This is a genomic window from Pantoea sp. 22096 (genome assembly GCF_052045955.1).
Taxonomy (GTDB): domain Bacteria; phylum Pseudomonadota; class Gammaproteobacteria; order Enterobacterales; family Enterobacteriaceae; genus Pantoea; species Pantoea alfalfae.
In genome coordinates this window covers 1,738,165-1,760,258 of the sequence record NZ_JBQEPW010000001.1, presented here as the reverse complement: position 1 = coordinate 1,760,258, position 22,094 = coordinate 1,738,165, and the positions used below count along the sequence as shown (strand labels likewise).

The 22,094-nt window shown below is 54.7% G+C and carries 19 protein-coding genes; 11 read left to right on the top strand and 8 right to left on the bottom strand.

The window, feature by feature from the left end:
- Positions 1-188: 188 nt before the first annotated feature.
- From glnQ to rhtA, 5 genes are all read right to left on the bottom strand, one after another.
- Positions 189-911, bottom strand: coding sequence for a glutamine ABC transporter ATP-binding protein GlnQ (glnQ, locus tag ACTJKZ_RS08235; RefSeq protein ID WP_010254327.1), 723 nt, complete (start codon positions 909-911; stop codon positions 189-191).
- Complete coding sequence (gene glnP / locus ACTJKZ_RS08230) at positions 908-1,567, bottom strand: glutamine ABC transporter permease GlnP (protein ID WP_013357248.1); 660 nt, start codon at positions 1,565-1,567, stop codon at positions 908-910. Before glnP ends, glnQ begins: the two co-directional genes overlap by 4 nt.
- A 78-nt stretch (positions 1,568-1,645) precedes the next feature.
- A complete protein-coding gene (glnH, locus tag ACTJKZ_RS08225) occupies positions 1,646-2,392 on the bottom strand; it encodes a glutamine ABC transporter substrate-binding protein GlnH (RefSeq protein ID WP_090962721.1) in 747 nt (248 codons plus the stop codon).
- Positions 2,393-2,711: 319 nt separating this feature from the next.
- Positions 2,712-3,215, bottom strand: a complete 504-nt coding sequence (dps, locus tag ACTJKZ_RS08220) for a DNA starvation/stationary phase protection protein Dps (RefSeq protein ID WP_033731968.1) — start codon at positions 3,213-3,215, stop codon at positions 2,712-2,714.
- Positions 3,216-3,539: 324 nt separating this feature from the next.
- Complete coding sequence (rhtA, locus tag ACTJKZ_RS08215; RefSeq protein ID WP_033731969.1) at positions 3,540-4,454, bottom strand: threonine/homoserine exporter RhtA; 915 nt, start codon at positions 4,452-4,454, stop codon at positions 3,540-3,542.
- Positions 4,455-4,822: 368 nt separating this feature from the next.
- Between rhtA and ompX the strand changes: the two genes are divergently transcribed.
- Entirely contained in the window at positions 4,823-5,335 is a 513-nt protein-coding gene (gene ompX / locus ACTJKZ_RS08210) for an outer membrane protein OmpX (protein WP_013357252.1), read from the top strand.
- Between the two features lie 241 nt (positions 5,336-5,576).
- On the opposite strand, the gene ACTJKZ_RS08205 is transcribed toward ompX, so the two are convergent.
- Positions 5,577-5,768 carry a hypothetical protein gene (locus ACTJKZ_RS08205; protein WP_033782439.1) on the bottom strand — a complete coding sequence of 64 codons (192 nt, stop codon included), beginning with the start codon at positions 5,766-5,768 and terminating at the stop codon, positions 5,577-5,579.
- Positions 5,769-6,022: 254 nt separating this feature from the next.
- On the opposite strand from ACTJKZ_RS08205, the gene mntR reads away from it, so the two are divergent.
- From mntR to ACTJKZ_RS08170, 7 genes are all read left to right on the top strand, one after another.
- Complete coding sequence (gene mntR, locus ACTJKZ_RS08200; protein ID WP_010254350.1) at positions 6,023-6,481, top strand: manganese-binding transcriptional regulator MntR; 459 nt, start codon at positions 6,023-6,025, stop codon at positions 6,479-6,481.
- 20 nt (positions 6,482-6,501) lie between these two features.
- Positions 6,502-7,611, top strand: a complete 1,110-nt coding sequence (locus ACTJKZ_RS08195) for an SLC13 family permease (RefSeq protein ID WP_161736765.1) — start codon at positions 6,502-6,504, stop codon at positions 7,609-7,611.
- A 149-nt stretch (positions 7,612-7,760) separates the two neighbouring features.
- The gene (locus ACTJKZ_RS08190; RefSeq protein ID WP_161736766.1) at positions 7,761-8,906 is read left to right on the top strand and encodes an HlyD family secretion protein; all 1,146 of its coding nucleotides are present in this window, start codon (positions 7,761-7,763) and stop codon (positions 8,904-8,906) included.
- Positions 8,903-10,471: a DHA2 family efflux MFS transporter permease subunit gene (locus ACTJKZ_RS08185; protein ID WP_161736767.1), complete on the top strand. Its 1,569-nt coding sequence runs from the start codon at positions 8,903-8,905 to the stop codon at positions 10,469-10,471. The genes ACTJKZ_RS08190 and ACTJKZ_RS08185 overlap by 4 nt, the downstream gene beginning before the upstream one ends.
- 1 nt (position 10,472) lies before the next feature.
- On the top strand, positions 10,473-12,002 hold the full coding sequence (locus tag ACTJKZ_RS08180) for an efflux transporter outer membrane subunit (RefSeq protein WP_222924292.1): 1,530 nt from the start codon (positions 10,473-10,475) through the stop codon (positions 12,000-12,002).
- A gap of 869 nt (positions 12,003-12,871) precedes the next feature.
- Entirely contained in the window at positions 12,872-13,273 is a 402-nt protein-coding gene (locus ACTJKZ_RS08175) for an H-NS family histone-like protein (protein WP_003850507.1), read from the top strand.
- Positions 13,274-13,451: 178 nt separating this feature from the next.
- Complete coding sequence (locus ACTJKZ_RS08170; RefSeq protein WP_033782451.1) at positions 13,452-15,044, top strand: ABC-F family ATPase; 1,593 nt, start codon at positions 13,452-13,454, stop codon at positions 15,042-15,044.
- A 329-nt stretch (positions 15,045-15,373) separates the two neighbouring features.
- On the opposite strand, the gene moeB is transcribed toward ACTJKZ_RS08170, so the two are convergent.
- Both moeB and moeA read right to left on the bottom strand, forming a co-directional pair.
- The gene (moeB, locus tag ACTJKZ_RS08165) at positions 15,374-16,132 is read right to left on the bottom strand and encodes a molybdopterin-synthase adenylyltransferase MoeB (RefSeq protein WP_440829440.1); all 759 of its coding nucleotides are present in this window, start codon (positions 16,130-16,132) and stop codon (positions 15,374-15,376) included.
- On the bottom strand, positions 16,133-17,368 hold the full coding sequence (gene moeA / locus ACTJKZ_RS08160) for a molybdopterin molybdotransferase MoeA (RefSeq protein WP_253421426.1): 1,236 nt from the start codon (positions 17,366-17,368) through the stop codon (positions 16,133-16,135).
- 256 nt (positions 17,369-17,624) lie between these two features.
- Between moeA and ACTJKZ_RS08155 the strand changes: the two genes are divergently transcribed.
- Genes ACTJKZ_RS08155 through gsiB form a run of 3 tightly spaced genes read left to right on the top strand, consistent with a single transcriptional unit; the run spans position 17,625 to position 22,050 of the window.
- On the top strand, positions 17,625-18,584 hold the full coding sequence (locus tag ACTJKZ_RS08155; RefSeq protein WP_161734302.1) for an isoaspartyl peptidase/L-asparaginase family protein: 960 nt from the start codon (positions 17,625-17,627) through the stop codon (positions 18,582-18,584).
- Between the two features lie 19 nt (positions 18,585-18,603).
- Positions 18,604-20,460 carry a dipeptide ABC transporter ATP-binding protein gene (locus tag ACTJKZ_RS08150; RefSeq protein WP_161734300.1) on the top strand — a complete coding sequence of 619 codons (1,857 nt, stop codon included), beginning with the start codon at positions 18,604-18,606 and terminating at the stop codon, positions 20,458-20,460.
- 54 nt (positions 20,461-20,514) lie between these two features.
- Positions 20,515-22,050 carry a glutathione ABC transporter substrate-binding protein GsiB gene (gene gsiB, locus ACTJKZ_RS08145; RefSeq protein ID WP_222924287.1) on the top strand — a complete coding sequence of 512 codons (1,536 nt, stop codon included), beginning with the start codon at positions 20,515-20,517 and terminating at the stop codon, positions 22,048-22,050.
- Positions 22,051-22,094 lie beyond the last annotated feature (44 nt).

The window sequence follows — 22,094 nt, the reverse complement described above, 5'->3', positions numbered from 1 at the left end:
ACGCAACGCGTTGGCCCGTTTACGGGCGCACCTCAGGGATGAGGTGCGTAATCGCGCGGGCCGAGGGACCAGGGATGGTTTAAGCGACTTTCCGATCTGCCCATGTTTCCTTCGCAGCCTCGGTCTCACAGCTGGGCAGGGCAGACTTTGCCAACAATCAAAACGGGCCGCGATGCGGCCCGTTTTGATCAGGAGACGTGCTGCAGGAATTCGCGCAGACGTTCGCTGGGGGGATTGCTGATCAGGCTGTCGGGATCGCCATCTTCCGCAATCCGGCCTTTGTCGATAAAGATCAGACGCGATGCGACCTTTTGTGCGAAGCCTACTTCGTGCGTCACAATCACCATCGTCATACCTTCTTCCGCCAGATCCTGCATCACTTTCAGGACTTCGTGACGCAGCTCCGGGTCCAGCGCAGAGGTTGGCTCATCAAACAGCATCATCTTCGGCTTCACCGCCAACGCGCGGGCGATCGCCACACGCTGTTGCTGGCCGCCAGACAGCTCAGACGGGAAGTGGTGTGCACGCTCTGCCAGGCCTACTTTGCCCAGCAGCTCTCTCGCCAGCTGGCGTGCGGCCTCTTTGCTGGCACCGCGCACCCGGATGGGACCAAAGGCGACGTTGTCCAGCGCACTCATCTGTGGGAACAGATGAAACTGCTGAAACACCATACCGGCTTCCTGACGGATCAGGCGGTCATCGACTTTCGGATCGTTAACGCGCAGGCCATCAACAATCAGCTCGCCGCTGGTGATCTCTTCCAGCTTGTTAATGCAGCGCAGCAGCGTCGATTTACCGGAACCGGATGGGCCGATAATGACCACCACTTCACCCTGGTTAATCTTCAGATCGATATTGTGCAGCACCTGGGTCTGGCCAAAATGCTTGGAGACATCTTTAAACTCAATCACAGGATTTTCACCCTTTTCTCAATGCGGCGTAGCACAAAGCTCAACACCAGCGTAATCACCAGATAGATGATCGCGACGGCGCTCCAGATTTCCAGAGCGCGGAAGTTACCGGCAATAATCTCCTGACCCTGACGTGTCAGTTCAGCCACGCCGATAACGATAAATAGTGAGGTATCTTTGATGCTGACAATCCACTGGTTGCCCAGCGGCGGCAGCATACGACGCAGTGCCAGCGGCATAATCACGTAGCGCAGCGTCTCGCGGCTCGACAGGCCAAGTGCCAGTCCGGCTTCACGAAATCCCTTGTTGATCGACAGCACGGCACCACGGGTGATCTCGGCAATATAAGCACCAGAGTTAATCATGATGGTCACCACTGCGGCGGTGAAAGGATCAATACGCAGGTCAGGAAATGCCATCGGCAGCGCAAAGTAAATAAACATCACCTGCACCACGATAGGGGTGCCGCGGATGATTTCGATAAACACCAGTGCGATGTTATTGGTGATCCAGCCACCGTAAGCGCGGGCAAAACCGGCCACCAGCCCGATAAACAGGCCGCCAACCAGGCCAATGATTGAGATAATTAAGGTCAGTTTGGCGCCTTCGAGCAGCGCTGGCATGGCGGGCCAGATGACGCTCCAGTCAAACTCCATGGTGTCACTCCAGATATGTTGCGATGGAAAAAAGCAGGGAAAAAGTTTCCCTGCTGAAATCAGATAACGGGCAAATTATTATTTAGGTTCGGTGCCGAACCATTTTTTATAAAGCGTGTTGTAGGTGCCGTTCTCTTTCAGGGTTTTCAGTGCGCCGTTTACCTTCTCACGTAAATCGTCGCTGCCTTTCGGGAAGGCGATACCATACTGCTGCGCTTCAATTGAATCGCCTACCGCTTTAAAGCGGCCTTTACCGGCGGTGTGGATGAAGTAAAGGATGTTTGGCGTGTCATGCAGCACGGCATCCGCACGGTTGGTGCCCAGCTCCATGTAGGCGCTGTCGATGTTCGGGAATTGACGCAGATCTTTCGATTTGATGTTGGCTTTGGCATATTCCACAGAGCCGGTGCCGCTTTTTACTGCGACGACTTTACCGTTCAGATCGCTGATGCCTTTGATGTCGTTTTCATTGTTACGCACCATCACCTGCAGACCGCTTTTGTAATAGCCATCAGAGAACTCGATCGCTTTTTTACGTTCTTCGGTAATGGTGATGCCCGCCAGTGCCAGATCGACATTGCGCGTTTGCAGTGCAGGGATAATGCCGCTGAAGTCCATTGGCTTCAGGGTGTAATCGAGCTTCAGCTCTTTCGCAATGGCATCCCACAGATCCACATCAAAGCCGACATACTTGTCACCCTGTTTGAATTCAAACGGAACAAAGGCGGTATCAGTAGCGACGACCAGCTTCTTTTCTGCTGCGGTGGAGGAGAGGGAGAAGGCCAGCGCCAGCGCGGCCACAGAAACTTTTAACAGTGACTTCATCATTTTTCCTTTTTTTACTACCAGGCGGCAGGGCCTGCGTTTGCGGCTTGTCATATGAAAGAATTATGCCAACTTTGCAAAATCCGCGAAATCAGAGAGTTAAATAACACAGCTGACACGATTTTGCAGTTAATTCTGCCATTGCACCCTATTGGTGCTCAACTTTGGTGCAGGTGGCTATTTTGGTGCAAGCGGTAGTGTGCCTCAGATGTTAAGGCTGTGAAGCGGAGGAGGGAAGAACTGTTAACAGGGTCATAAAATTGCACTAACACAGACGTAAAAAAGGCGGGTTTCCCCGCCTGATTGCGTGCATTGCGTGTTATTCAATGTTGGCTTCGATGAACCACAGGAACTTGTCCAGATCGCGCGATGCCGCAGTAAAGATGTCAGCGGTATCTTCGTCTTTAACTTCTGAAATGGCTTTACGGGTATCATTCGCCACAACGCTGTAACGATCGGCCAGTGCTTTAAGATGATCCTGCACGCTGTGAATATTCAGCGGATAGCTTTTCAGCGGAGTCGTGTCATTTACAACCTGCGTGGTGCCCAGCGCCACGCCGCCCAACTGAACCACACGCTCGGCAATGGTATCCTGATGGTCAGTAATCGTGGTGCGGAAGCCATCCAGCATCTCATGCACACCAATGAAGTTAGCACCGCGCATGTTCCAGTGCGCCTGCTTAGTGATCAATGACAGGTCAATAAACTCGACTACCAGACGGTTCAACACCGCGATGGTGGCTTTCTTCTCATCTTCGGCCACGTCGTTGCGGGTATAAATCAGGTCAGAAGATTTCGTTTTAACCAATTTAGCGGTACTCATCGTTTCAGTCCTCTCTTTGATGGTTGTCCTAATCAAGTACGGGATAAGTATAGCAGCGCTTTTCAGCTTTGCAGAAACGACTTTGACGATGGATGAAATAGTGTCAGTCTTTTTTAAAAGCAGGGCTGTGCGGGTAAGGTTAAAGCTATGTTAAAATATAAATTTTATTAAATAGCTATCTAAATCATAAAGTTATACTAAATTGTAAATAGCAGGTAAGTGACTGTTTCAAAATAGGATGAACCGTAAATCGCAGCGTTTAAGAATAATTCTCATGCTGAGCATGATTGTTATTTCGCCCGCCAGCGTGCGGGCTGAAATCGCTTATTTATGCCTATCGTCTGATAATTCAACGCTGCTTAACTGACTCTTTTTCGGGCGCATAGTCAGTGTTGAGCCTGCTGAGGCGATGATGATGGCCAGCAACGCCAGCCACTGAAGCCCGGTCAGGGTTTCCCCCAGAAACAGCATGCCGGAAAAGGCGGCCATGGCGGGTTCAAGACTCATCAGTGTACCAAAAATGCGCGCCGGTAAGCGGGTAAGGGCGATCATCTCAAGGGAATAGGGAATGGCGCTGGAAAGCAGTGCGACCAGCAACGCGATTGGCATAACCGCCCATGTCCAGATGCCGCTTTCGGCGAACGTCAGCCCGAGTGGCACAAAAATGACTGAGGCAATCAGCGAACCGATGGCGACGGTTGCGGGGCCATGCTCTGCACCTGCCCGTTGTCCCGCCAGGATATAGATCGCCCAGCAGGCACCTGCACCCACTGCCAGCGCTGCGCCCAGCGGATCAATCGCGGTCATGTCTGTACCAAACGGCAGCAGGAACCACAGGCCAATTACCGCCAGCAACACCCAGACAAAATCCAGCGGCCGACGCGATCCAAACAGCGCCAGCGCCAGCGGGCCGGTAAATTCCAGTCCCACCGCCACGCCCAGTGGCACGGTACGAATCGCCAGATAGAACGTAAAATTCATGGTGCCCAGAGCCAGTCCATACATCAGGAGAGGCAGACGCTGCTCCCGGCTGAAGCGTAAACGCCAGGGCTTGAAAATGACACAGAGTATCAGGGTACCAAAGCCCAGGCGCAGTGCGGTAATCCCGGTGGCACCCACAGAAGGAAACAGGCTTTTTGCCAGTGAAGCGCCGCCCTGCAGCGACAACATCGCAATCAGTAGCACGGCAATCGGCATGACTATCGGGGCGAGATTTTTGGAAGCGGGAGAGGCAGACATCCTGTGTACTTTTCCTGGTCATTAACGTAATGAGTCAGCCAGTGTAAAGGAAATAGCGGGCAAAGAATCACGGAATCGCGTTTTAAATTTGACTTAACTGAGCAAATTTTGGCCAGAATCAGGGCCATTTAGGTAAAGAAATGTCAGGATTTTTTAGGATTTAACTTAAAGAACGAAATGAGCACAAAATGATTATTGCAGAAAGATGACGGATTTTATAAGAAAAATGAATGACATAGGATGTCGCATTAACTTCCTGTTACACCAAACTTTCTGTTAGACAACAAAATCCGGGCAGAGTTTCTCGCTATTTTTTGTTATATTTTCAGCGTTGTCAGGAGAGAAGTATTTTCACATTTGAGGTGGTTATGAAAAAAATTGCATGTCTTTCAGCATTAGCCTGTGTACTGGCAGTATCTGCAGGTTCAGCAATGGCACAGAGCACCGTAACTGGTGGCTATGCTCAGAGCGACTATCAGGGCGTGGCTAACAAAGCTAACGGCTTCAACCTGAAATACCGCTACGAAGACGGTTCTAACCCACTGGGTTGGATCGGTTCATTCACCTACACTGAAAAAGATCGTACCGAAGCTGGCATCTATAATAAAGGCCAGTACTACGGTGTGACCGGTGGTCCAGCTTTCCGTCTGAACGACTGGGCTAGCATCTACGGTGTTGTGGGTATCGGCTATGGTAAATTCCAGCAGAACGATACTGCATCACGCGCTAAAACTGATTCAAGCGACGTAGGCTTCTCTTACGGTGCAGGTCTGCAGTTTAACCCAATTCAGGACGTCGCGCTGGACGTTGGTTACGAGCAGAGCCGTATCCGTAACGTTGACGTTGGCACCTGGATTGCTGGCGTAGGTTACAGCTTCTAAGTTTAGCTTAGCTGACCTGCAAAAAAACGGCCCCTTGTGGGCCGTTTTTTATTGTGCTGATTTTACCATCCCGCCTTACACCGCGAATCGCTCTCTGATGACTCCTGCTATCCACTGCCGATAACCAGCCATCGTCGTTAATGCCGTAAGGCATAAAGGTTTCGTGGACAAATAAGAAAAAGGGATGCGGAAAGAGGGAAGTAAGCCTCTCAGCCGCTGGCTGAAAGGCGCTGAATCAGAATTAGCCGCGCCAGATCAGATTCTGGCAGCGACGATCGGCAGGCTTATGGCCCAGGAGCTTCTCAATCAACATCAGACGCAGTGTGAACGGGGAACGCGTCAGCAGGCACAGCCAGGATTTCATCTCCGTGGTTGTTTTCTTTTCAGCCTGGAAGCATTTGCTGCAATCTAAGCAACATTTCAGGGTGCTCATAGAATCACCTCCCAATCATTGTCGACGCGGTAGTCAGCAGCCTGCGGTGAGAAATGTCATCACACCGGCGCAACAGAGGATCAACCAGGATCCCACTTTTTTGCTGCTTACATTATCAACAAATATAGCACTGGCTATATTGTTTAGCCAAGCCTAATGACGAAAAATTTGAGCTTCTTTGCGGCTGGTTTACAATGAGCGCAGCTAAATCCGTATAGCAGTGTCAGTACGGGAAATAATAATGAGGAAGCTGAATGAGTCGTCGTGCTAAAAGCGTGGTTTCTGCGCCAAAAGGACCACTGAAAGATATTGAAGAGCATGTCGAAGGTTTTCGGCAGGTGCGTGAAGCGCATCGTCGGGAATTAATTGATGACTACGTTGAGTTAATCTCTGATTTGATTGGTGAATTTGGCGAAGCGCGTCAGGTCGATATGGCGGCCCGTCTGGGCGTTTCGCAACCTACCGTGGCGAAAATGCTGAAGCGGCTTGGCAGTGCCGGGCTGGTTGAGCAGGTGCCTTATCGCGGTGTTTTCCTTACCGGTGAAGGTGAGAAGCTGGCAGAGGAGAGCCGCGCCCGTCATCATATCGTTGAAAGTTTTCTGCTGGCGTTAGGCATCAGTCCCGAAACGGCCCGACGCGATTCAGAAGGTATTGAGCATCACGTCAGTGATGAAACGCTGGCTGTATTTAAGAAGTTCTCCGAAACCCGTTAACGCTAAGGCGTACCCTCACTATGCCTCAACTGCTTCGATCTTTTTTGCATGACTCTATTTTGCATTTATTAATCGTGATTGGCGTAGTTCTGGCATTTCTGGCGGATTTCCGCTGGGCCGATCTGCCCGGTGCCGTAGACTGGCATACCATTATCACGCTTACCGGGTTGTTAATCCTGACCAAAGGGCTGGAAACCAGCGGCTACTTTGACGTGCTGGGAGGACGGCTGATTGCGCGTTTCCGGCATGAACGCGCGCTTGCACTCTTTATGGTGCTGGCAGCGGCGCTGCTCTCTACGTTTCTGACCAACGATGTGGCGCTGTTCATTCTGGTTCCGCTGACGCTGACGCTGCGTAAGTTCTCCCGTTTACCTATCTCGCGACTGATTATTTTTGAGGCGCTGGCGGTTAATGCCGGATCGCTGCTGACACCGGTTGGCAATCCGCAAAACATTCTGTTGTGGAGTCACGGCAAGCTGAGCGTGGTGGCGTTTATCGTGCAGATGCTGCCGCTGGCCGCCTGGCTGCTGCTGAGTCTGGTGGCGTTAACCTGGTTCAGTTTTTCAAAGCGGTCGATTGATAAGCATGACAACCCGGAACAGCCGCAGTGGCAGAAGCCGCTGTTTATCGTCAGCGTCGTGTTGTACCTGCTGTTTATCGCCGGTCTTGAGCTGGAGATCACCGGCTGGATACTGCTGCTGATCCTCGCTATTTTCCTGGTGATGGCACGCCCGGTGCTGCTGCGCATTGACTGGAGCCTGCTGGCGGTGTTCATCGCCATGTTTATTGACGTCTTCCTGCTGACACGTCTGCCGGTGATGCAGGCGCACTTCGATGCGGTGACGCATTTCGGCCAGGGACCGCTCTATCTGCTGGCAATTGGTCTGTCTCAGGTGATCAGCAACGTCCCGGCGACAATTCTGCTGCTGCAAAAAGTTCCGCCCACGGATGTGCTGGCCTGGGCCGTCAACATTGGCGGGTTCGGTCTGCTGCCGGGATCACTTGCTAACCTGATTGCACTGCGCATGGCGAAAGACAAAGCTGTCTGGTGGCAATTCCATCTCTTTTCCCTTCCTCTGCTGGCCTGGTCAATGGCCAGCGGCTGGCTGCTGTTGCAGTTACTCCATTAGCCCGGACGCATCCTGCTACGCCCATCAAGTGGCAGGATGTGCGCCATTCCTCAAGTTTCGTAAAGTTGCACTGGATTTTGTCAATTTCCGAGATAAGGTTAACAGGACCTTTATGCCCGGAATCAGGGCCTTAGCCAGTGATGGGAACTATGAGCGAGAATAATCAACGCGATCAACACCAGCAGGACGCAGAAAACGCGACGGATAAAAGCCGTCAGCCAGAGGAAAATCAGGACAACGACCAGCAGCCTGAGCGCAAACGCCCCGGTAAAAAGCCGCTGATTATTCTGGCGGTGGTGGTGGTGATTATGCTGATTGTCGGCTTCTGGTTCTGGTTCTCTACCCGCAACATTGAAACCACCGATGATGCCTTTACCGAAGGCGATGCCGTTACCATTGCGCCTAAAGCGTCCGGCTATGTCGTGAAGCTGCTGGTAAAAGATAACCAGCGGGTGAAGAAGGGCGATCTGCTGGTGGAAATCGATCCCAGCGACAATCGTGCTCAGCGCGAACAGGCTAATGCGCAGCTCGGTTTAGCGGTCGCACAGCTGCATCAGGCGCAGGCACAGCTGGCGCTGTCAAAAGTACAGTATCCGGCACAGCGCGATCAGGCGCTGGCGGACCAGGCTAAGGCTGAAGCGAACCTGCTGAATGCGCAGGCGGATTATCGTCGCCAGCGTGGCGTTGATCCGCGTGCAACCAGTCAGCGTAATATCGACAGCGCGTCCGCGCAGTTACGTTCGGCGCAGGCGCAGTTACAAAGTGCGAAAGCACAGGTTGAAGTGGCGTCACAGGTTGCCCTGCAGATTCGTCAGCAGGAGACCAATGTTGAAGCGCGTCAGCAACAGGTTGAGCAGGCGAAAGCACAGTTAAGCACGGCCGATCTGAATCTCTCCTATACCCAGGTTCGTGCGCCTTATGACGGGTTTATCACCAAGCGTAACGTTCAGCTGGGCACCCTGGTGCAGGCCGGTTCCTCATTGTTCTCGCTGGTCTCACCTGAGATCTGGGTCACGGCGAATTTCAAAGAGTCTCAGCTGCAACGTATGAATCCGGGCGACAAAGTGGAAATCAGCGTCGATGCCTGGCCGGATATGAAGCTGGAAGGGCATGTCGACAGTATTCAGATGGGCTCTGGTTCGCGCTTCTCAACCTTCCCGTCAGAGAACGCCACCGGCAACTATGTGAAAATCGTTCAGCGCGTGCCGGTGAAAATCGTGGTCGATAAGGGACTTGATCCAAACCATCCGCTGCCGCTGGGTCTCTCGGTTGAACCGAAGGTAACGGTGGAATGAGTACGGCGCAGAGCTGGAAACCCGCCAGTAATCCGTGGTTAGTGGCGATCACGGTCACGCTGGCAGTGTTTATGGAGATCCTCGACACCACCATTGTTAACGTGGCGCTGCCGCATATCGCCGGTTCGCTCTCCTCCAGTTACGATGAGTCAACCTGGGTGCTGACCTCCTATCTGGTGGCGAACGGCATTGTGCTGCCTATCTCTGCGTTCTTCAGCCGGCTGTTTGGCCGTAAACAGTTTTTCCTGATCTGCATCGTGATGTTTACCATCTGCTCTTTCCTGTGCGGCATCGCTACCGAACTGTGGCAAATCATTCTGTTCCGCGTGCTGCAGGGCTTTTTTGGTGGGGGATTGCAGCCGGTTCAGCAGTCTGTGCTGCTGGACTACTTCAAGGCAGAAGATCGCGGCAAGGCATTTGGACTCTCTTCTATTGCCATTATTGTCGCGCCGGTGATTGGCCCGACATTAGGTGGCTGGATTACCGACAACTACAGCTGGCGCTGGGTCTTCTTTATCAACATTCCGGTCGGCGTGCTTACCGTGCTGGCGATCTATCAGCTGCTGGAAGATCCACCATGGGAGCGTAAGTGGGCCAAAGGTAAGCTAAAGATCGACTATATCGGCATCAGCCTGATTACCTTAGGACTGGGTTGTCTGCAGGTGATGCTGGATCGCGGAGAGGATGAGGACTGGTTTGCCTCGCACTTTATCGTGCTGTTCGCCATTCTGGCGCTGATTGGCATCGTCGGGGCCATCTACTGGCTGATGTATGCCCGTAAGCCAGTGGTCGATATTCTGGTGATGAAAGACCGCAACTTCTGGGTCGCCGGGCTGTTGATGGCGGGGATGGCGATGATTCTCTATGGCAGTTCCGTAGTGTTACCACAGCTGGCGCAGCAGGATCTGGGGTACACCGCCACCTGGTCAGGTCTGGTGTTGTCGCCTGGCGCGGTACTAATCGTGCTGACGATTCCGCTGGTGCTGAAACTGATGCCGATCGTTCAGACGCGCTACATCATCGCCTTTGGCTTCAGCTGTCTGGCCGTGGCGTTTCTCTACTCCTCGACTTTAACACCCAATGTCGATTTTAAAACGCTGGTGTTGATGCGCAGCGCGCAGTCGATCGGGCTGGGTTTCCTGTTTGTCCCGCTGACGACTATCGCCTTTGTCACCATTCCGCAGCGGCTTAATGCTGACGCCTCGGCGCTCTTTACCATGTTCCGTAACGTGGCCGGATCGATTGGGATTTCACTCTCGACCGCGGCCATTACCGAGCGCGAACAGGTACGGTCAGCGCACATGGTGCATAACATGACGCCGCTGAATGAGCCGTTCAACATTACGCTTCAGCACTGGGCACAGGCGATACGCGACTTTACCTCGGCGGTGGGCGATCCCGTCACGCTGGCAACCGGTCAGCTCTATCAGGAGATGATTGCGCAGTCGCGTATTCTCGCTTACATCGATGTCTTCTCAGGCCTGAGTATTGTCGCCCTGATTTTGATTCCATTTTGTTGGCTGCTGTCGCCGATTAAGAGCGAAGGCAGTGCAGGAGCACACTAACATGAAGGTTTATTTCTCTCATCGCCTGAAACCCCTGAGTTTACTGCTGGCCTTCGGACTGGCGGGCTGTGCCGTCGGACCTGACTATCAGGCGCCGAAACCTGCCGTGCCGGGTGGTTACAACACCCTGGATTCGCAGGAGGCGTCAAAGCCACAAAATGCCGCGATTAATTCACGCTGGTGGCGCAGCTTCAATGATCCGCAGCTCGACAGTCTGATTGAGCGGGCAATTGCGGGCAACCTGAGCCTGCAGCAGACGGTGCTGCGCATTGCCGGTGCACGTGAACAGCTGACGCAGGCGCAGGGCAGTCTGTTCCCCACCCTGGGCGGTTCAGCCAAAGTGACGCGTCAGCAGCTCGGGCTGGAAGGCTTGCTGAAATCCAATGGCGCAACCGATCAGCTCGACAGCAACGTGGCCAGCCAGCTCAATGGATTGACCCAGCCGGTTAACCTCTATCAGGGCAGCTTCGATGCCAGCTGGGAGCTGGATCTGTGGGGCAAAGTGCGCCGTCAGGTTGAGGCCGCCAATGCCCAGCAGCAGGCCGCGATAGAGCAGCGCAACGATGCGCTGGTTTCACTGGAAGCCGAAGTGGCGCGAGCCTGGCTGCAGCTGCGTGGCGCGCAGAGCACCATTCAGACGCTGCAGCAGCAGATTGAGGTGGCGCAGCAGACTACAGAGCTGACGCAGAGCCAGCAGCGGAATGGTCTGGCTCCGCTGACCGATGTGGAAAATGCCCGAGCCCAGCTCAGTACGCTGCAGGCCCAACTGCCGCAGTATCAGTCTCAGGCGCGACAGGCGATGAATGGGCTGGCGGTGCTGCTTGGTAAAACGCCGGGTGCGCTGGATGCTGAACTCAGTACGCCAAAAGCGTTACCGACGCTACCGCAGTTTGTCCCGGTGGGTATTCCCTCCACGCTGGCACGTCGTCGTCCTGATATTCGTCAGGCTGAAGCGACGCTTCATGCTCAAACCGCAGAGATTGGCGTGTCAGTGGCGCAGCTTTTCCCGAGCCTGTCCCTGACGGGTCAGCTGGGCGTGCGCAATACCGACGTCAGCTATCTGGATAACTGGAGCAGCCATTTCTACAGTTATGGTCCGTCGCTGTCGATTCCGATCTTCCAGGGTGGTCAGCTGGTGTCGAGCGTCAAACTCGCCCGTGCGCAGCAGGCCAGCGCCGCGCTGGATTATCGTCAGACGGTGCTGACGGCGTTGCAGGATGTGGAGAATGCGCTGGTCAGCTATCGCGCCGATCAGCAGCGTGTTACCGCGCTGGATGAGACGACCGGTGCCCTTCAGCGCGCCTTTGATCTCGCCAGCGACAGTTACCGGCAGGGGCTTTCAACCTTCCTCGAGGTGCTGGATGCACAGCGTCAGCTGGCACAGGCGCAGGAGCAGGCGACACAGGCGCGGATGCAGAGTGCGCTCGATTTAGTCGCGCTCTATAAAGCGCTGGGCGGCGGCTGGGAAACCTATCAGAACGTTGAGATGCCGCAATATCCGGTATTTGGCCCCGCAACCCAGGCAAATTAGCTCTCTGGCGGTCGCTGCCTCTGTGCAGTAACCGCCCTTAATCGTTCTTCCTGTCAGCATTGCATCAGATGCTGACAGCCTCTCACGGCTATTGATAATTATCTAACCTGTTGAATAACCAGGTATCTCACCGCCTCTGTTCCCGACACTGGCAGCAGAAAATAAACGCGTGATAAGCACAGGGTTATTATCAGCAGCCGCGAAGCGACGTTATTTTTATGTTGCTGGTCTATTCTGAGTCAGCTTTTTGAACTCCATCACCTTTCTGAGTTTATTATCCGGACGGATTTTTTAAGTTGCCTCATGACCAGGCTCGTAAGCCGGGTGCAACTATTCCTCCGCCTGCTTCAGCCAGAACTGTTATTGCGTAGCTGAGGGAACTGCGAATAATCTGACTCTGCTGCAAATCGCAGCGGCAAAAAAAAAGTTAACAGATGGCAACGGGCAATATTAAAAATTCATCAGGGCGGTAATTATTTTGGGCTCTTTAACGGCCCGGAGGGGGATTTTTAAACATAATCTGTAAGCTGGTGTGACTGAGATCGCGTTCAGAGCACGTTTTTAATCAGCTATTGCCAGGTGCGCAACCGTAAATAATGATGCTATGAAAACCCACTTTAGTGGATAAGATAAACTGCCAGCTTTCGCTATAAAGCCTCTGAAATCGTTTTCAACAATGCAACCTGAGCACGATTTGTTGTTAATTCAGCGTTAATAAAACGTCAGGCACTGCCGATTTTAATAGTGCTGTTTTGTCTGAATTAATACTTAAGAATTATCTGGGGCGTAAAAATAATTTATTTTTTTATTTAAATTAGGTAATCTTGGCGCTACAGTTTTATTAACCCCCCTTAAACAAGGACATTGTGATGAGTGACGCATTTAAAGTACTGAACAATATTCGCACATTACGTGCCCAGGCTCGTGAACTGCCACTGACCGATCTTGAAGAGATCCTGGAAAAATTAACCGTTGTTGTTACTGAGCGCCGCGAAGAAGCAGAAGCGGAAGAGACGCAGAATCGCGAAAAAGAAGAAAAGCTGTCTAAATATCGCGAAATGCTGCTGGCTGACGGCATCGATCCTAATGAATTATTAGGTGCGCTGGAAAGCGGAAAAAAACGTACCAAGCGTGCGCCGCGTCCGGCTAAATATTCTTACACCGACGAAAACGGTGAGCAGAAATCATGGACAGGTCAGGGCCGCACCCCGGCAGCGATTAAAAAAGCGCTGGATTCCGGTAAAAGCCTGGACAGTTTCCTGATCGATTGATCAACACAATCCTTGTAAGTGGGAGCCGGGGGGCCATTATGGTCCTCCGGCTTTTTTATTTCTGTCGGGATATCAATCACCCCGCCAGGAATCCACGCCTGACGCTGGCGTGCGCTGCGTCACATCTGGCATAATAGCCGCCGTTTTTTCATCCATTCTCTTCACAAAGGTCAATGCCGTGTTAGTTAGCAGCAATATCACCATGCAGTTTGGCAGCAAGCCACTGTTCGAAAATATCTCCGTTAAATTTGGCGGCGGTAATCGTTACGGTTTAATCGGTGCGAACGGCAGCGGAAAATCCACCTTCATGAAGATTTTGGGTGGCGATCTGGTGCCTTCAGGCGGCAACGTCTCTTACGATCCCAACGAGCGCATTGGTAAGTTGCGTCAGGATCAGTTCGCCTTTGAACAATTCAGCGTGCTGGACACCGTTATCATGGGTCACCATGAATTATGGGAAGTAAAGCAGGAGCGCGACCGCATTTATTCTTTGCCAGAAATGAGCGAAGAAGAGGGGTATAAAGTCGGCGATCTTGAAGCGCTTTACGGTGAGATGGATGGCTATAGCGCCGAGTCGCGTGCCGGTGAATTATTACTCGGTGTCGGCATTCCGGTTGAGCAGCATTATGGCCCGATGAGTGAAATCGCCCCTGGCTTTAAATTACGTGTACTACTGGCGCAGGCGCTGTTTTCTAATCCGGATATTTTGTTACTCGACGAACCGACGAACAACCTGGACATTGATACGATTCGCTGGCTGGAACAGGTTCTGAACGAGCGTGACAGCACCATGATTATCATTTCGCATGACCGTCACTTCCTGAATATGGTTTGCACCCACATGGCCGATTTGGATTATGGCGAGCTGCGGGTTTATTCCGGTAATTATGACGAATATATGACCGCGGCAACGCAGGCACGTGAACGTCTGTTATCTGATAATGCCAAGAAGAAAGCGCAGATTGCTGACTTACAATCATTCGTCAGTCGTTTTAGCGCCAACGCCTCTAAATCACGTCAGGCGACTTCACGTGCTAAGCAGATGGATAAAATTAAACTGGATGAAGTGAAAGCTTCCAGTCGTCAGAACCCGTTTATCCGCTTTGAGCAGGACAAGAAACTGTTCCGTAATGCGCTGGAAGTGGAAGGTTTAACGAAAGGTTTTGATAACGGTCCGCTGTTTAAGAATTTAAATCTGCTACTGGAAGTGGGTGAGAAGCTGGCGGTAATTGGTGCCAATGGTATTGGTAAATCGACGCTGTTGAAATCGCTGGTGGGTCAGCTTACGCCTGATAATGGCACGGTTAAATGGTCAGAGAATGCGCGTATTGGTTATTACGCTCAGGATCACGCCGATGATTTTGCCAATGACCTGACGGTATTTGACTGGATGAGTCAGTGGAAACAGCCGGGCGATGATGAGCAGACCATTCGCGGTATTCTCGGTCGTCTGCTGTTTTCGCAGGATGATATTAAGAAGCCAGCCAAAGTCCTTTCCGGTGGTGAGAAGGGACGTATGCTGTTCGGTAAGCTGATGATGGAAAAACCGAACATCCTGATTATGGATGAGCCGACCAACCATCTTGATATGGAGTCGATTGAATCGCTCAATATGGCGCTGGAGATGTATGAAGGCACACTGGTGTTTGTTTCGCATGACCGCGAATTTGTCAGCTCGCTGGCAACCCGTGTGATTGAGTTGAAAGCAGACAAGGTGGTGGACTTCACCGGTAATTACGAAGATTACCTGCGTAGTCAGGGTATCGTCTGATAAAAACGGGGTGGCGCAGGCCACCCCGTTTTTTTTGGTGCTGATGATTGGTTTTGTTATTTTTGATGCCGGTGGTTCGGCTGGTTCAGTCGTTCAGCATAGGCTCAGGGATTATCTGGCAGCAACGCATGTGCTCAAGGCGCAGGGAACATGGTCAGAGGAGGAAAGCGTCCCGCGCCATGGACGGCGCGGGACGAGCGCCTGGGAGGGTTTAAGCGACTTTCCGATCTGACCATGTTCCCTAAGCAGGTAAAACTGCAAAGCTGTGAGGGCTCAAGGAGCATACGTCTTGAGTTTTGAGCTGTCTGTAAAAGGATGTCCGCAGAGGGTTAAGCCCCTCCACCACACACTTCACAGTGCGCATCCTGCGCCACCTTCATGCTGCGAAACTCCGCGCTCATCGCATCGTACATCAGCAACCGGCTGGTGGCGGGGGTGCCGAATGCCGTCAGCACTTTAATCGCTTCCATCGCCTGCATCGCACCCATCACGCCAACCAGCGGAGCCATGACACCCGCTTCCACGCAACTCAGGGTCTGTTCGCCAAACAGGCGGCTGATGCAGCGATAACAGGGCGTGCCGGGCTGCCAGTTGAATACGCTGATCTGACCTTCCATCCGAATCGCAGCGCCGGAGACCAGTGGTATCCGCTGCTGTCGACAGAGCCTGTTAAGCTGCTCGCGCACCGCGACATTATCGGTGCAGTCCAGCACCACCTGCTGTTGGGCGATCAGCGCCAGCAGCGCCGCATCGTCAAGCTGTCCGTTGACCGGATGCAACTGGCAGTGCGGATTGATGGCGGCCAGGCTGTGTGCGGCTGAGTCCACTTTGGCGCGGCCAATATCCGCGTCATGGTGCAGGATCTGCCGCTGCAGGTTAGATTGCGACACGGTATCGAAGTCGAGCAGCGTCAGGCTGCCGACGCCGGCAGAAGCCAGGTAGGGCGCAGCCGCGCAGCCCAGCCCGCCCAGCCCGACGACCAGCGCGCGACTGGCTTTCAGCCGCTCCTGACCGTCAAAATCAAAGCCTCGCAGGACGATCTGCCGGTTGTAGCGCAGCATCTCCTCATCACTTAATTCAGGCAGCATTTACGCCTCCAGCAGGGCGTTGAACGGTTCCACCTCGACCCATTCGCCCGGTTCCACGTTGCCGCGTTCCCGTTCCAGCACAATAAAGCAGTTCGCCTGGGCAAAAGAGCTGAAGACGTGTGAGCCCTGCATCCCGGTGGTCTCTACCTCCAGTTCACCCTGGGCGTTCTGTCGCAGGATGCCGCGCTGGAAATCGAGCCGGCCTGGTGACTTTTTCAGCCGCGAGGCGCAGCGCACTTTCTGACGTGGCGGCAATGCTGATTTTTGCTGGCCGGTGAGGGTGGCAAGCAGCGGCTGCACCAGTTGATAGAAAGTGACGGCGGCGGAGACCGGATTGCCCGGCAGGCCGCAGAACCAGCTGCTGTTAAGGCGGCCAAAGGCAAATGGCTTGCCAGGCTTGATCGCCAGCTTCCAGAAGCTGATGGCACCAAGCTCTTCCAGCATCGTTCTGGTGAAGTCCGCTTCGCCCACCGAGACGCCGCCGGTAGTAATCACGACATCCGCCTGCCGATCGGCCTCGGTGAAAGCAGCACGCAGTGCGGACGGATCATCTTTGATGATGCCAAGGTCGATGACTTCGCAACCCAGCTTATGCAGCATCAGCGAGACCGCAAAGCGGTTGGTGTCATAAATCTGGCCGTCTGCCAGCGGCTCACCAACTGGCTGGAGTTCATCACCGGTTGAGAAGATAGCGACCCGCAGTTTTCGCAGTACGCTGACCTGAGCGATACCCAGCGAGGCGAGCAGCGGCAGCTCGGCGGCACCCAGACGCGTACCCGCTTCCAGCACCACATGGCCCGGCTGAATATCATCACCGGTCAGGCGGATATTCTGTCCCTGACGCACCGGCGCGGTAATCACAATCTCCTCGCCCTGCGTTTCGGTCTGCTCCTGCATCACTACCGCTTCACAGCCAGTGGGCACCGGCGCACCGGTCATGATGCGAATCACGCTGCCCTGCGGCCATTCACCGCTGAACGGCGCGCCGGCAAAGGCTTTACCCGCCACCGGCAGCGGCTGTCCGTTGCTGACATCGGCCAGCCTGACGGCGTAGCCATCCATCGCGGAGTTATCAAAGGGCGGCACGGCAATCGGTGAGGTGACTGCGGTTGCGGTGATGCGCCCGACCGCCTCGGCCAGCGGCACACTCAGCGAGTCGGTGACGGGCGTCAGCTGTGACAGCATTTTTTGTTGTGCCTCCTCAAGGGAGATCAAACCTGCAGTAAAACTTTCCATGAACAGTCCAGCCTGGTTATGTCAGATGCTGCCTATTATGGTGGGATTTGGTCGCTGAGTCACATCGGCGTCGGCCTGACCTGCCGGTCATTGCGACCAAAGTGAAATATGACGGTAAGAAAAGGTTATAACCACAGGAACAGTTTCCGCTTTACAACACTTAGCAGGCTTTCTATAGTCAAAAATCACCAAAAATGGGTGAAAACCATTTTAAATCAGTGTTTTTCGTCCTGATGCAATCACAGGGTAGAGCGTTATGGTCAATGCAGTGATCGCCATTCACGGCGGCGCAGGTGCGATTTCGCGCGCAGCAATGAGCGCTGAAAAGGAACAACGCTACCGTCAGGCGCTCCACGATATTGTCACACAGGGTCAGCAGATACTGGCGCAGGGCGGCAGTGCACTCGATGCAGTGACCGAGGCGGTGCGACTGCTGGAAGAGTGTCCGCTGTTTAACGCGGGCAAAGGCGCGGTCTTCACCCATCAGGGCACCCATGAACTCGATGCCTGCATCATGGATGGCCGTTCGCTGGAAGTGGGCGCGGTCGCAGGCGTAACGCGATTACGTAATCCGGTCCTGGCGGCACGTGCCGTGCTGGAAAAAAGCGAGCATGTGCTGTTTATCGGGGAAGGCGCAGAGCAGTTTGCCGTGGCGCAGGGGCTGGAAACGGTCGAGCCTGATTTCTTCTCTACGCCGGAACGCTGGGAACAGTTACAGCGCGCGCTCAACAGCGATACCGCGGTGCTGGACCATGATGGTGCTGCACTCAGTGACGACCCGCTCGACCCGGACCGTAAGTTCGGCACGGTCGGGGCGGTCGCGCTGGATCTGGCGGGCAACCTCGCTGCGGCCACGTCAACCGGCGGGATGACCAATAAGCAGGCCGGACGCGTCGGCGACTCGCCGCTGCCGGGCGCGGGCTGCTATGCCAGCAACGACAGCGTGGCGGTCTCCTGTACCGGCACCGGTGAAGTCTTTATGCGGACGCTGGCGGCCTACGATGTGGCCGCGCAGATGCGCTACGCCGGACGCTCGTTGCAGCAGGCGAGTGTTAACGTCATTCATGACAGCGTGCTGGAACTGGGCGGCAGTGGCGGCTTAATCGCTGTCGATCGCGCAGGCAACGTGGCGCTGCCGTTCAACAGCGAAGGTATGTACCGGGGCGTCGCGCGGGTCGGCGAGGCAGCTGACGTCGCTATCTACCGCGAAAATTAAGAAAGTTAAGGATGCAGTAATGAGCGACAGGCAAACGTTACCGCCGCTGGCACCTGGTCAGGTGCTGGCGGTGCGCGACCTCAATGTGCGTTTTCAGCACGAAGACACCGTCACGGACGCGGTGCGTCATCTGTCACTCGATCTGTTTCGCGGCGAAACGCTGGCGCTGGTAGGCGAGTCAGGTTCAGGAAAATCGGTCACCTCGCTGGCGCTGATGCGGCTGATTGAGCAGGCTGGCGGGAGGGTCAGCGGCGAGGTGCTGTTGCGGCGTCGCAACGGCGAGGTGCTGGATCTGATGCGCGCCTCAAAAAGTCAGATGCGTCGGGTGCGCGGCGCGGATATGGCGATGATCTTTCAGGAGCCGATGACCTCACTGAATCCGGTCTTCTCCGTGGGCGAGCAGATCGCCGAATCCATTCGTCTGCATCAGGGGATGAGCCACGCCGGGGCACTGGCAGAGGCGCGCCGGATGCTGGATATGGTGCGGATTCCCGATGCGCACAATGTCCTGTCTCGTTTTCCGCATCAGCTCTCAGGCGGAATGCGTCAGCGCGTGATGATTGCGATGGCGCTCTGCTGCAAACCGGCGCTGTTGATTGCCGATGAGCCGACCACGGCACTCGACGTCACTATTCAGGCGCAGATTCTGCAGCTCATCCGCGTGCTGCAAAAAGAGATGCAGATGGGGGTGATTTTTATCACGCACGATATGGGCGTGGTCGCCGAAATGGCGGACCGGGTTCAGGTCATGTATCGCGGCGATGTGGTAGAGAATGCGCCGGTCGCCGAACTGTTCAGCGCACCGCAACAGCCCTACACCCAGGCGCTGCTGGCCGCGGTGCCCAGACTCGGCTCGATGCAGGGCCAGCCCCTGCCGGCCAGGTTTCCGCTTCTGAATAGCGATGCGGTTGATGACGTGCCGCAGGATACGGTACGCCGCCTGCAGCCACCCATTCTGCAGGTACGCGATCTGGTCACCCGCTTCGATATTCGCGGCGGCCTGCTGAATCGCGTCAAAAGCCGGGTCCATGCTGTCGAAAAAGTGAGTTTTGATCTCTATGCCGGAGAGACCCTGGCGCTGGTGGGGGAGTCGGGCTGTGGTAAATCGACCACCGGACGCTCGCTACTGAAGCTGGTTGCCAGCCAGGGCGGCACGCTGACCTTTGACGGACAGCGCATCGACCATCTCTCAGGTGCTGCGCTCGCCCATCTGCGACGCGACATTCAGTTTATCTTCCAGGATCCCTACGCCTCGCTTGATCCCCGTCTGACGGTCGGCTTCTCGATTATGGAGCCGCTGCTGGTTCACAAGGCGATGCCGCGGCGCGAGGCGGAGCAGCGCGTTGCCTGGCTGCTGGATAAAGTCGGTCTGCTGCCGGAGCATGCTCAGCGCTATCCACATGAATTTTCCGGCGGGCAGCGCCAGCGCATCTGTATTGCCCGCGCGCTGGCGCTGAATCCGAAGGTGGTCATCGCCGATGAGTCTGTCTCCGCGCTGGATGTGTCGATTCAGGCGCAGATTATTAATCTTATGCTCGACCTGCAGCGCGAGTTTGGCATCGCCTTTCTGTTTATTTCTCACGATATGGCAGTGGTGGAGCGTATCAGCCACCGCGTGGCGGTAATGTATCTCGGTCAGATTGTTGAGATAGGGCCGCGTCAGGCAGTGTTTGAACAGCCTCAACACCCCTATACCCGAAAACTCATGGCCGCGGTGCCGGTAGCCGATCCGGCACACCGGCGTCGTGAACGCGCCTTACTGGTCGATGAGATCCCCAGCCCGATTCATGCGTTAGGGGATGAACCTGAAGTGGCACCGCTGATAGAGGTGGCTCCGGGCCATTTCGTCGCCCGCCACGTTATCAGCGCGACCTGAACAGTGACGATGTCGCCCCGGCGACCAACCCAACAGGGATTACAGGAGAACAAAATGCAGAGTACGATGCGTAAAGGGTTACTGGCGGCTGGCGTGTTAAGCAGCGCAATGGCATTGCCCGCCTGGGCAGCACAGGATGCGGTGATTGCCGTCGCGTCCAACTTCACCACGCTCGATCCCTATGACGCCAACGACACGCTGTCGCAGGCGGTCGCGAAATCGTTCTATCAGGGGCTGTTTGGCTTTGATAAAGAGATGAAGCTCACCAATGTGCTGGCGGAGAGCTATCAGGCCAGCGCCGACGGCCTGACCTACACCATCAAGCTGCGTTCCGGGGTTAAATTCCAGGATGGCACGGACTTCAATGCGGACGCGGTAAAGGTCAACCTCGATCGTGCCAGCAACCCGGATAACCATCTCAAGCGCTACAACCTGTTTAAACATATCGCCAGCACCGAAGTGGTGGATCCAACTACGGTGAAAGTCACGCTGAAAGAGCCGTTCTCCGCCTTTATCAACATCCTGGCCCATCCGGCGGCGGCGATGATTTCGCCTGCCGCGCTGAAAAAATATGGCAAAGAGATCGGTTTCCATCCGGTGGGAACCGGTCCGTTTGTGTTTGAAACCTGGAATCAGACCGACTTTGTGAAGGTGAAGAAGTGGGACGGCTACTGGAAACCGGGCTATCCGAAGCTGGACAGCATTACCTGGCGACCGGTAGTGGATAATAATACCCGCGCGGCCATGCTGCAGACCGGTGAAGCGAACCTTGCGTTCCCGGTGCCTTATGAGCAGGCAAAACTGCTGGAGAAGAACAGCAAGCTCAATGTGGTAACCACGCCTTCGATTATGCAGCGTTACATCAGCCTTAACGTGACGCAGAAGCCGTTCGACAATCCGAAGGTGCGTGAAGCGCTGGAATATGCCATCAACCGTCAGGCGCTGGCGAAGGTGGCCTTCGCCGGTTACGCCACGCCTGCGACCGGCATCGTGCCGCCCGCTATCGACTTTGCGCAGACCTATCCGGCTATCAGCTACGATCCCGCTAAAGCCAAAGCGCTGCTGAAAGAGGCGGGCTACCCGAACGGATTTGAAACCACGCTCTGGTCGTCGCACAACCACAGCACCGCGCAAAAGGTGCTGCAGTTCACGCAGCAGCAGCTGGCGCAGATTGGCGTGAAGGTAAAAGTTACGGCGATGGATGCGGGTCAGCGTGCTGCTGAAGTCGAAGGTAAAGGCCAGAAAGAGAGCGGCGTGCGTATGTTCTACACCGGCTGGTCTGCCTCAACCGGTGAGGCCGACTGGGCGCTGACGCCACTGTTTGCCACCGCTGCCTGGCCACCGGCAATCTTCAACACCGCGTTTTACAGCAATCCGAAGGTCGATAAAGATCTGGCCGATGCGCTGAAAACCACTGACCGTGCTGAAAAAGCGCGTCTCTACAAAGAGGCGCAGGACACCATCTGGCAGGACCATCCCTGGATCCCGCTGGTGGTTGAGCAACTGGTTTCTGCCAATAGCAAAAACCTGACTGGTTTTTATGTGATGCCCGATACCTCATTCAATTTTGATGAGGCCACGCTGAAGTAACGGAGCCGGCCAGCCCGCGTGGCTGGCCGCAACTGCAGGATGTT